Genomic DNA, 12488 nt, shown 5'->3' on the forward strand with positions numbered 1-12488 from the left:
CTAAAGGGAATGTATTATTTCATTGAATATTTCTTCTGTAATCTTAACCTTGTTATTTTCATATATTTCTTTAATAACACTTAACCGTTTTTCTTTTTCAATTTTTATGTCTCTAGCCTTATTTTCAGCATCACTAATACTAGAAGAGAGTATCCTTGTTTTTATCCTTTTAAGTTCTTCGTCGCAATCTTTATTCATAGCTTTAATTGAGTCTTCTAGTTCCATTTGCTTTTCCTCTATTAGCTCCGTAATATTTCTCCGATAATTTTCTGCATCCTTGTCAATATCAATAATTTTATTTATTACAAAGTCCATTTAACCACCTCCTGCATGTATACATTTGTGCATTCATATATTCTATTCCTATCATAAGCTTTTTAAAAACAAAGCTTATCATAGCTAGGCTTTGCTACAACAAGATTTAATGATATTAATGGTCTTAATCTAAATGGTTACCTATTTAAAGGCTTAAATCTCCATTAATAACCTTATTTGAAGTAATTTAAAATAAATATATTTACACTATAGTCGCAATTTTCAATGTATACTCATGAAAATGTTTTCTGTAAATTAACCTTCAAATCACTTGTATTATACAGTTTAATTTATCTAAATATTGCAATTAGTATTTAGATGAATCTAAGCTAGATTTAAGTGTAACATATACCCTTTAAATCTAGCTTATACTAATATTTATACATCAATTAGACATATTTTGCCCAAAAAAGATGTATATATTCTTAATATTTGCATTAGCATATTTTATAAACATATATATATATAGAAATATACTACATAATTTATAGAACTTTTATATAATCTTTTGGTATTAAGCTTATAAATCTACTTTCTTCACCCTGTCTATAGCATCCCCCCTCCGTATTATAAGTAATATAAAGACGCTTTTTAGCTCTTGTAATAGCTACATAAAAGGTTCTTTTCTCTTCCTCTAGATTTTGTGTTTTTATCGCCATATATGATGGAAAGGTGTTTTCTTGTACACCTGAAACAAATACAGTATCATACTCTAAACCCTTTGCTTGATGAACCGTTATTATTGGTATCCTAGGTTTTTTAGTTCTATTAATAATTAGGGATTCTAGTTCACCATTAGAAAGAGCTGTAATTTTAATTATATCTTGAAGCGAATCTTTGCTGGATTTACTCTTATCATCAAGCTCTTTTAGTAACACATAAAAATCCCTTAATCTTTCAATTTTACTTCTACCTTCATCACCAGTGTACAAGGTCTTAATATTGAAATCATCTACTATCTTACCAACAATTTCGTAGGGTCTTATATCTTCTGCTTCTTTAAAAAGCTTATTAAGCTTATTACTTATATTTGTAAAGGTCTTTAAGTACTTTGACATATATGCAACCCTTTCTAAAGAAGTAGGTATAATATCTTTATTAAGAGCTTTAACTAAAAGATCCTTTGTTGCCATAATATCATCCATTGCATCATGGCTAGGCTTATTTTCAGCTTTAAATATTTCACTAAGTGTTTGAAGTTTATGATTAACTAAATTTGGATAAAACCTTCTAGTTCATTTACTAGAGTTTGTTGTTCCTTATTTAAGTTCATTTTATCCAATCGCCACCTTCACTTAAGTTTACATTATATGTTCTTTTAATAAATATAACCCCTTATAGACAAATACTATAAAGGGTTATATTTTTATATTTAGCTTTATAGTTTTTCTAATCGTTCTTTATAAAACCTTCTAGTCTTATAATCTATAATATCCTTAAAGTTATCTATAAATATAGGGTTTTAATTCTATGACCTTTATTTCCAAAACATATTAACCTCCTGGTTAGAGTATTCTTTTAATTTCAATTAAACATCATACTCCACCAAAGCCTCTTTGAAGTTCCTAATACCACCTCTTGGATTACTAACATCCCCTTCATATCTTGGTATCAAGTGCACATGTAGATGGTTTATAGTTTGCCCTGCATGATATCCTACATTGATACCTATATTATATCCTGCTGGCTCATATTGAATATCAAAGATCTCTTTTACTTCATGGAGTAAGCTATATATGGCTTTAACCTCTTCTTCACTTGCCTCAAAAAAGTTCATAAAATGTCTCTTAGGTATGATTAAACAATGACCTTCATTTACTGGGAAGTGATCTAAGATAGCAAATGTGTATTTGTTTTCTGCTATTATCTCTGATTTATTGTAATTACAAAATATACATTCTGACATGATTTTTCCTCTTTTCTTTATGTAGTGTTCTTAATTAACTATATCATAATAATAATATTTTGGGTTTCATCTTACCTTAATAAGGTTAGAATATCTATTAATAATAGTAAACTTTCTTATAAAAAATAATCCCCACCTCTTAAAAGATGGAGGGAATGTTCAGATCATAAAAAAAGGGAGCAATAAAAAAACAAATTATAGTTCTTCATAATAATGTTTTGTATCAGAGTATCAATTCTATATATTTAATATTATCTTTAAGGTATTTAATTCAATCAGCTTTAAGTTCTTTATTGCTTTTACCAAAGGTCTCTTCATAGATTAATGTACTAAAATCTTCAATACTTAGATATAAAACGTATCATTTCCATTACCTAATATAACCATAGTTGTCTTTACATCTCACATAGTTAATATAAAACAGGAACACCTTTTGAAGCTAAAGAAGGTGAAACAGACTTTAGATCTCACATAGTTAATATAAAACTTGTAAATTTCTATTTCTCCAGTAAACTTATCAATCTTTACATCTCACATAGTTAATATAAAACTTAGCGATACTTGCCTCACTGCAACTTTGTAATACCTTTACATCTCACATAGTTAATATAAAACCCTGGTTTATGTTATCTAATATCTATTAATTTTATTCTTTACATCTCACATAGTTAATATAAAACATCTATATATGCCTGTGATGTTTCTATCAAATCCCGCTTTACATCTCACATAGTTAATATAAAACAGACTTTTTCCAAAAAGAATGTTACGCAATACCTTACTTTACATCTCACATAGTTAATATAAAACCCTCATATGGGATTGCCTAATGTACAAGATGAAATAGTCTTTACATCTCACATAGTTAATATTGGACCTATGTCAATAACCTAGACACAAAAAGTCGTACAATATTACTAAGCTTCTTTTCTAAGATTTTCAAATTCTACTGGGGTCATATAGTTTAAAGCACCGTGAATTCTCTTACGATTATACCAGGATTCAATAAATTCAAAGATAGCTCTTTGTGCATATTCGAAGTTAGGGTATTTATGTACATATACTTCCTCTTTCTTAAGAATAGAGTGAAATGACTCTATACAAGCATTATCGTAGGGATTACCCTTACGGCTAAAAGAGTGAATTAAGCCCTTATCAGCAATTATCTTTTTAAACTGTTTACTAGTATACTGTGTTCCAAGGTCACTATAAAGTATTATACCATTAGGATTAGTAACATTAAGACAAGCATTTTCAACAGCATTAACGGCTAATTCTGCGGTCATATGCTCGCCATAGGCGTAGCCTACTATTCTTCTGGAGTATAAGTCCATCACAGATGCTAAGTAGGTCCACCCTTCTTTAAGGACATGGATATAAGTTATATCGGTACACCATTTCTTATTTATATCAATGCAATTAAAGTCTCTATCTAAGATATTCTCTCTTTCTGGTACATTATTCTTAGTGCTATGAGGCCTATACTTCTTTACAACTAAGGAGTGGATATTTAAGGCTTTCATATGCCTTTGAACCCTTTTAACACTACATGGTATGCCTGAAGATTCCAGTTTTTGCTGAAGTTTAATTGCTCCATAACGCTTATTACTATCTTCAAATTCTTCTTGTAATTTCTCTCTGAAGTGTTCTGTTTCTAGTTCACGCTTTGAAGGTACTCTTATTAAAGCTTCATAGTAAGTGCTTCTAGGAAACTTTAGTACTTTGCATATTCTTTTTACTGTATATTTTCCCTTGTACTTATAGATGAAGTTTACAACTTCTTCTATAGTTTTTTTGCAAATATGGCGGTAGCTTTTTTTAATATTTCATTCTCCAACTCAAGTTCTCTCATTTTCTTTTGTAGTGCTTGATATTCCTTCATTGTGATGGTTTCTGTTTCAGATACCTTTACTGGTGATAGTTTTTTGATCCATCCATTCATAGTAGATTTTGATACGCCATATTCACCTTCTAATTCAGTGAGGGATTTATTTCCCATATTGTACAAGTCTACAATCTGTTTTTTAAATTCTTCTGTGTATCTTTTTTGTGGCATTGTTGAACATCTCCTTCTTATTAATTATATTTTACTTTGTTCAGCTTTTCGTGTCCACAATTCTATACTAGCACCACACATAGTTAATATAAAACCCGTTACCGTCAAAAGTACCATTAAATCTTCCTATCTTTACATCTCACATAGTTAATATAAAACAGTTCCGTTTCTTATAATCTTACAAGTTTAACACTACTTTACATCTCACATAGTTAATATAAAACTTCCCACTACTTTATCTTTGCAAAGTAGCCTTTCTACTTTACATCTCACATAGTTAATATAAAACCTAAAACATAATTATCTTTTTGTACTGTTCTATCACTCTTTACATCTCACATAGTTAATATAAAACACACCAGGGGAAGCTTACAAAAAAACAGTATTAAGACTTTACATCTCACATAGTTAATATAAAACATGTAGGTGTGAAGAAATATATAGATTTGAGCCATCTTTACATCTCACATAGTTAATATAAAACTTGATTATCTCCTTATGTGCTGCCACCTCTAAAAGTGCTTTACATCTCACATAGTTAATATAAAACATATATATTTTAGTTGAATAGTCATTTCTGAATCCTCTTTACATCTCACATAGTTAATATAAACCCTGATTTTGTAAATTCCCCGCAACATCTGTGCCTAACCTTTACATCTCACATAGTTAATATAAAACAAAGCGTATCCTAGTCCTTGTGTGATTGCTATTTTTCTTTACATCTCACATAGTTAATATAAAACAAATTTATAAATTACATATATTTAATAGGTTTTCTTCTTTACATCTCACATAGTTAATATAAAACTAATTTTATTATCCTATTAACTTTATAAAGTGTAAACTTTACATCTCACATAGTTAATATAAAACCTTCATGTACCCTTGACATAATTCACCATTCAAATTTCTTTACATCTCACATAGTTAATATAAAACATGGTACAGATTTCCCCACTTGCATTGATACTTTAGCTTTACATCTCACATAGTTAATATAAAACCATAAATTATTTTACTAATTCATAACCTACTCTACTCTTTACATCTCACATAGTTAATATAAAACATAATAGACCATTTAAAGAATATTTATTGACTAGAGACTTTACATCTCACATAGTTAATATAAAACGAGGTAAGCGATGAACTATAGATATGTACTAACTAAACTTTACATCTCACATAGTTAATATAAAACTAACATTTACAAATAGCATAGATAAAGACTTGCTGCACTTTACATCTCACATAGTTAATATAAAACTATATTTATAAAAAATGACATAATGGCAGATTGTATCTTTACATCTCACATAGTTAATATAAAACCTTATTATTTAGATAAAGCCTATCAATACCAACGGGCTTTACATCTCACATAGTTAATATAAAACGCCCCCTTATTTGTAAGACCTACACCCTTTGTTTCTCTTTACATCTCACATAGTTAATATAAAACTATTGTATCAATTTTAAGTCCATTATCTCATATATCCTTTACATCTCACATAGTTAATATAAAACATTTCATCTAACAATAACCACATTAAGATATTTAAACTTTACATCTCACATAGTTAATATAAAACGCACAACTAGTTATAGCGGATATTCCGTATAATATCTTTACATCTCACATAGTTAATATAAAACTTCTCCGTTTCCGCCTTTCCCACCACTACCAGCGTCCTTTACATCTCACATAGTTAATATAAAACCTTATATCCATATTGCTATCTACCGCGACTACTTGTCTTTACATCTCACATAGTTAATATAAAACTTGCAATATAAAAATGAATCCACGTGGTGGAACGGCTTTACATCTCACATAGTTAATATAAAACATTTTTAATTGCCTAGTTTCGATGTATCCAGCCTCTCTTTACATCTCACATAGTTAATATAAAACTGTGACATATAATCATTCCTTTCTTCCTCTGTAATTCTTTACATCTCACATAGTTAATATAAAACACTGTTTTCTAATATCATTTCTTGTGCTTTATCTTCCTTTACATCTCACATAGTTAATATAAAACTAGAAGGCCAAAAGACTGTTAACACTCAAGAGTTAACTTTACATCTCACATAGTTAATATAAAACATGAATAAATTTGGAAAAGCAATAGAGTATTTCTATCTTTACATCTCACATAGTTAATATAAAACGTTTTTAAAAAATTTTGTAAAAAATGTGTAGTCAAGCTTTACATCTCACATAGTTAATATAAAACTAAACATCGATTTAGCGACATCAACCCTGTAACCCTCTTTACATCTCACATAGTTAATATAAAACAAGGGCACATGGAAAACAAAGAAGTAGAAATACCACTTTACATCTCACATAGTTAATATAAAACTTTGCAATTGAGAATATCATGAAGTATGAAGCTCAACTTTACATCTCACATAGTTAATATAAAACATTGTATTTATCGTCTGTTGTTGCACTATCTTCTACCTTTACATCTCACATAGTTAATATAAAACTTATAAGCATTATCCCCGAACTTAGTTTATCCATTAACTTTACATCTCACATAGTTAATATAAAACATAATATCAATGATAAGGAATTTTGAAATAGGGACTACTTTACATCTCACATAGTTAATATAAAACAAGAGATGGGTTTACATTATTAGCAATGGGGTTCACCTTTACATCTCACATAGTTAATATAAAACAAATAGCGGTTAAAAACAACGTATTTACTAATTGCACTTTACATCTCACATAGTTAATATAAAACATGCGGTTATCCATTGCAACAGTTACACGCTATCTACTTTACATCTCACATAGTTAATATAAAACACAATTCTGTAAAAATCTTGTTGTGTTTAAGTCTTTCTTTACATCTCACATAGTTAATATAAAACTTAGAAGTGTGTGTTGTGGCATTAAGCCAATTATCACTTTACATCTCACATAGTTAATATAAAACAAATATATTTCTTCATCGTCTAATGAAGCTAATTCAGCTTTACATCTCACATAGTTAATATAAAACCCCAAAGATCACAATTAATTAACATACTGGTATTACTGGCCTAGGCGCTACCATTGATAGTGCTTAAATAGACAATTTTGCAGTGAACCTAGAATAATGTTTTGTTATTTTATAGAAACTTCTATTCTAATACAGTAAAATCAACGTGTTGTCGCACCTAGAACCTTTGTTTGCATCGATGCAGTTTTAGTCATAAAAAAAGTTCATCAAAACTTTTTTCTATTCCAATAACATCTTTTCTAATATTTTTAGATATTTTTACCCTGTATACATATATAGAGTCTGCTTTTTTATCTATAAGTTTATTAATCTCTGATAAACATTTGTGGAGCTTTCCCTCTGTTATCTCACCTTCAAACACTGAATTTTGTGTCCATGTTAAATATTTCTTAAGTGTTTTTCTAACTCTATTTATCCTCTTTTCCTCAATATCATAAGTTAAAATCACAAACAAAATATCACCACCATTATATCATTAATTTTAATCATTTAAAACACTTATAAAGTTATTATGTTTCATATGAGTTCTAAATTCCTACCACCAAGCTTTAAGTGGTTTATATTTTTCATCGTCAATAAAATGCTTAATCAATTTATAACATTCAAGTCTTATAAACATCCTATAAGAAACTTTTCTATTTAAGGTTCTATGTTTAATAGTAACACCCATTTTTCTTTCATATTCAGAAATAAATTTTTTTCTTCCATCGTCATTAAGAAAGCAAATTCCCTCTTTAATATCAAAATCTTTAACAGTTATTCTTCTATTATTAACCAAGCTAAATATTATAGGGTCAATTATTAAAGGTTTAAATATTTCAGCTATATCTAAGCTTAATGAAAATCTTTTTGTAGAAGGCTCATGAAGAAAACTAACAGTTGGATCTAGTTGAGTCTTATATATTTCACCTAATACTGTAGTATACATTAAGCTATTACCGAAAGAGATCAAAGCATTTACCGGATCTGTTGGAGGACGCTTTTCTCTTTTATTAAACTCAAACCCATTCTTTAAGACAATATTAAATGATTCATAATAGATTTTTCTCATTCGACCTTCTGCTCCCATTAATTGTTCTACAGAATTAGCATTTAATATATTTTCCCTCTCCGATCCTATTCTTTCTATGAAACTTTCAGTATCACCATAACTTCTTAAATTTCTTAATATATGATGAGCAGCACTATCAATAAATTGTTTTGCTAAATATATTCTTTTATCTTCATAGTTATAGTGCATGGCTTGATTAACAAGTAAAAAACCCGATACATTCTTCTTCCTTGGATAATATGTTCCTGAGTAAAATCCATAGTAGTTATAAAAATTCAACATAAGCCCATACTGTGATAAATAATTAAGTAACTTAGTATTTAAATCTACTTCTCCAAATATATGAATCATACTTGTCTGTTCAATAGGTAATGACTTTTTCTCCCCTTGTTCATCTATAAAGTAAATAGTATTATCCTTTCTTTTTAGCCTTCCACTACTAAAAATATAGTAATCTCTATCCATTATTCATCATCTTCTTTCACAAAACAGAATTCATAATATGCACATTTTCTACAATAAGGTAGTATTTTAAGTTTAGGTGGATTACTATCATAAGTTATTTTCTTTATATCAATTAAAGTATGAATTATCATATCTTCTATTTCGGACGTTAACTCAACTTCTTCTATTTTCTTTTCCTTTACATAATTTATTGAACCCTTCTTATTTATACCTATCTGTTTTAAATAAAACAGATAATAATAAAGCTGCATTCTATCAGGTTCAGTTAGTTTGCTGCTTATTTTAACCTCTCTTACATAATCCTTATCCAATATATCTAGCTTTATAATATCATCTATAAGTACTTCTTTGTCTTTCCTCTGATATGAATCTTCATGAACTAGCTTTCCACTTAATACCCTATCACTTGTATCCTCCATAGCTATACCCTTTGAAAATAACCATAACTTTCTTTTACAAACATAATAATAGTTTACCTTTACACCTTGTGTTTTAAATTTTTCTAATTCAAATTCCATAGTTATCACCACCTAAATAAATTGAAAATCTTCATCAAATTCACTTTCTGTTTTAACTTTTCCTAAGCCATTTTCATAGGTATAATCGATTTTCACTATAGGAATTATATTAAATTTATCAATCTCTATAAAATCATATATCTTATTACTTTTTTTAGCTGTTTCAAACATATATCCAGGTATATCTACGGTATAATCCCTTACATTGTATTTTTCTTTTTCAATTTTAATATACAATGCTTGCAACTTTTCTTTATCTTTTTCTTCTCTCATCTGTATTTTATACTCTTTTATTTTACTTAGAGCTAATTTAATATTTTTATTATCTTCGTTAGAGTCATAAACACATTTAGGTATAACTGGATACGATAAAATATTTCTAAGCCTGGCTTCATTTTTTTGTAGCTCATATTCCTTAATATTTTTAGCCCATAAAAGAGAATCCTTCAGTTTTTTATAATAATTACATTCCTTTAATTTATTTTCTGTATATACCCTCTCTACAAGTTGCATCTTTTTTTCTTCATCAACACTTTCTCCACTTATACCCTTTATTTCTTCTTTAGAGTATTTAAAGATATCTATATCAACTACACTTCTATCGTCATTTCTTATTCCAGAAGTAGGTTTATCCTTACCTATATAAACATAAACATTGGGATTATCACTATCTAAATCTCTTCCCCTATATACTCTCCCCATTCTCTGAAGTAATCCTGATATCTCAGAAAGTTCCGTGTATAATATATCAAAATCTATATCTAAACTTGCTTCAACAACCTGCGTAGTTACCCATATCCCCTTATCTTTACACTCTATTTGCCCCATTTTAAATATTTCATCTTCCTTTAAACTTCTATCTTTCTTTATAAACCTACTGTGAAACATTTTTATATTAGTATTAATATTTGCTTTTATAAGACTTTCATAAACCTTTTGTGCTTGTCTTACTGTATTTACAATAACAAGAATCTTCTTATCCTTATAATTATCTTTAATATGATCGATGTTTATATACTCTTCTAAAACTTGTACCTTATGTCTTAATTGTGGCTTGCCTTTAGAATTTTTCTTGCAAAAGTTCTTAGATTCTTTAAATGGAATATTTTCTCTTCTCATAAAATCCAAAATTATATGAGGAAGGGTAGCTGTAAGTATTGTAAATTTCCCACCAGCTTCTGATATATATTTAAGTGCTACAATTAAATATCCAAGCATATCTGGGGAATACATTTGAATTTCATCTATGACCAATTTTGAATAAGATAAGGAAGCAAGCTTTAATTCATAGCCTTCATATTTAAAAATAAAATCTATGAGTTGATCAAGTGTACATATTGTTAAAGGCATGGAAAGTTGTTTTGTTTTCTCATAGTAACCCATATCTATAATTTGTTCTTCATTACTTCTTTTTAAATACTCCCTAAATGTTTCGGAATGAAGTAACGCAGTATCTTTAAATCCTATTTTCTTATCATCTATTACCCTATCATATATAGCATTTATAGATACTCTTAAAGGAAGTGTGAAAAATCCTTTATTATTACCAATCCATATTAATGCCGCCTCTGTTTTTCCAATACCTGTAGAGGCTCGTATTATATTATTTTCATCTAAATTATTCTTCATATATTCTTGAAGTTCATTAAGTTTATATCCTTTGCTTTCTATTGAATAAATAGTTCTTTCATATAAGTCTTTATTTTCCTCTTCTACACTTATATGGGCACTAGCCGAATAATCTAATCTATTTAGTATCCCTTTTGTTATTACATACTCATAGTAACCATCATTATTTTCATCATCGCTTCTTTTAAATCTACTTTTTTCATCTACATATTTAAGATAACCTTTGTATAACTTTTCATCTTTATCAATTTCTAAGCCCTCAAAATGTTGCCAATATTTTTTTAAATCCTTTTCTATTACATCTTCAATAAGTGTAAAATCATATATCTTTTCTCTACTGTGATGATAATAAATGCTTTGATATAAAACCTTTAGTTTATATGGATTTTCATTATATGTCTTTTTTAATTTTTTTAGTGGTAAAAAGGCAGGGCTTAAATATCCATGCGGTATTTCTTTGCTATCTTTAAGATTATCTTCAACTTCTTCTTCCCCTAATCTACTAAGCAATTTGTTTTGAAATTTTGAATTCATCTTTCCAAGATCATGATACAAACAAGCAAACCTTAATAGCTCCCAATCGATATAAGGAATATCCGGGTATAACTTTTTCAAAATCTCCATTCTATCAATTAAACATTTAGTATGTTCTGATATCGTTTCTCTTGGATATGTCTTTGCTAAAAATTCATTAATCATATTAATAATCCCTTCTTTTTAAAAAGATAGAGATTATAATCCCTATCTTTTCTAAGTTTTAAGCAAAAAATACAGGGTTATTATCTGAATCAAAGGTAAATTCCTCATCTGCATATAGAAAATCTGTATCTTTAACTGCATGCATTACACTAGTTTTTATCCACTGTCTTATAAATGTATCCTTTTTTACTTTTACTAAATCATAGTATCTGTTTAGTTTATAAATAGTGGCCTTTGACCTAAATTCATCATCATTAAACATGTCTATGGGTATATAAGCATCATAATTTAATTTTAAATTTGTATCATCCAAAAACTTCTTTTCTATGTCAACAACTTTTACATCTTTAATTCTTACTATATCTTCTCTCCTACCAAGAGAAATATACTCTTTTGGCGTTTTAAATGCTTCATATATTATTGGAATAAGCTTTTCATCTTCAGGTTTAATATGAATTAAAAGTTCTGCATCTACAAGAAGTTCTACTGTAGATACTCCTTTTGTAGCTCCATAATATTTTTCCATCTCGTCACCTGTTTTTCTGTCTATTTCTTTTCCTTTTAGTTTTATGTTATGTCTAATTTCCTCATATTCAGCACCTGCAAATTCATATCTTGTATACAAATCATTAACCTTTGAATTATAATTACCTTGTATGCTTATTTTCATATCCTTATATTCTTCAAAAGCACAAGCATAATGAATCATTCCACTAACAGTAGAATATGGCGGTAAGGGATATGTTTCTTTCAGCTGAAAACTGGTAGGCTTTTTATAATTCACTAAATTCTGATATAGTTCTATCCTTATTGCCTTCATGTAC

The 12488-nt window shown here is 28.3% G+C and carries 9 protein-coding genes, 1 pseudogene and 2 CRISPR repeat arrays; all 10 genes and pseudogenes read right to left on the reverse strand.

Annotation, left to right across the window (positions count from 1 at the left end):
- On the reverse strand, positions 1-315 hold the full coding sequence (locus BV55_RS0112195) for a hypothetical protein (RefSeq protein WP_029453096.1): 315 nt from the start codon (positions 313-315) through the stop codon (positions 1-3).
- A gap of 485 nt (positions 316-800) precedes the next feature.
- A pseudogene (locus tag BV55_RS0112200) lies at positions 801-1547 on the reverse strand (3'-5' exonuclease); the annotation flags it as partial.
- Positions 1548-1843: 296 nt separating this feature from the next.
- The gene (locus tag BV55_RS0112205; protein ID WP_226104280.1) at positions 1844-2242 is read right to left on the reverse strand and encodes an HIT family protein; all 399 of its coding nucleotides are present in this window, start codon (positions 2240-2242) and stop codon (positions 1844-1846) included.
- Between the two features lie 372 nt (positions 2243-2614).
- Positions 2615-3099: direct repeats of the CRISPR family, unit length 29 nt; unit sequence CTTTACATCTCACATAGTTAATATAAAAC.
- Between the two features lie 39 nt (positions 3100-3138).
- Positions 3139-4044, reverse strand: coding sequence for an IS3 family transposase (locus BV55_RS15410; RefSeq protein WP_341349713.1), 906 nt, complete (start codon positions 4042-4044; stop codon positions 3139-3141).
- Positions 4005-4277 (reverse strand): transposase, encoded by a 273-nt coding sequence (locus BV55_RS15845; RefSeq protein ID WP_029453100.1) that lies wholly within the window; start codon positions 4275-4277, stop codon positions 4005-4007. Before BV55_RS15845 ends, BV55_RS15410 begins: the two co-directional genes overlap by 40 nt.
- 130 nt (positions 4278-4407) lie before the next feature.
- Positions 4408-7302: a CRISPR direct-repeat array (repeat unit 29 nt; unit sequence CTTTACATCTCACATAGTTAATATAAAAC).
- A gap of 190 nt (positions 7303-7492) precedes the next feature.
- The gene (cas2, locus tag BV55_RS0112225) at positions 7493-7756 is read right to left on the reverse strand and encodes a CRISPR-associated endonuclease Cas2 (protein WP_029453101.1); all 264 of its coding nucleotides are present in this window, start codon (positions 7754-7756) and stop codon (positions 7493-7495) included.
- Positions 7757-7837: 81 nt separating this feature from the next.
- The gene (cas1b, locus tag BV55_RS0112230; RefSeq protein WP_029453102.1) at positions 7838-8818 is read right to left on the reverse strand and encodes a type I-B CRISPR-associated endonuclease Cas1b; all 981 of its coding nucleotides are present in this window, start codon (positions 8816-8818) and stop codon (positions 7838-7840) included.
- Complete coding sequence (gene cas4, locus BV55_RS0112235; protein WP_029453103.1) at positions 8818-9336, reverse strand: CRISPR-associated protein Cas4; 519 nt, start codon at positions 9334-9336, stop codon at positions 8818-8820. Before cas4 ends, cas1b begins: the two co-directional genes overlap by 1 nt.
- 12 nt (positions 9337-9348) lie before the next feature.
- Positions 9349-11664: a CRISPR-associated helicase/endonuclease Cas3 gene (locus BV55_RS0112240; RefSeq protein ID WP_029453104.1), complete on the reverse strand. Its 2316-nt coding sequence runs from the start codon at positions 11662-11664 to the stop codon at positions 9349-9351.
- A gap of 58 nt (positions 11665-11722) precedes the next feature.
- Positions 11723-12484 (reverse strand): type I-B CRISPR-associated protein Cas5b, encoded by a 762-nt coding sequence (gene cas5b, locus BV55_RS0112245; RefSeq protein ID WP_029453105.1) that lies wholly within the window; start codon positions 12482-12484, stop codon positions 11723-11725.
- Between the last annotated feature and the right edge of the window lie 4 nt (positions 12485-12488).

The sequence above is a fragment of the Clostridium algidicarnis genome (genome assembly GCF_000703125.1).
GTDB classification, from domain to species: domain Bacteria; phylum Bacillota; class Clostridia; order Clostridiales; family Clostridiaceae; genus Clostridium_L; species Clostridium_L algidicarnis.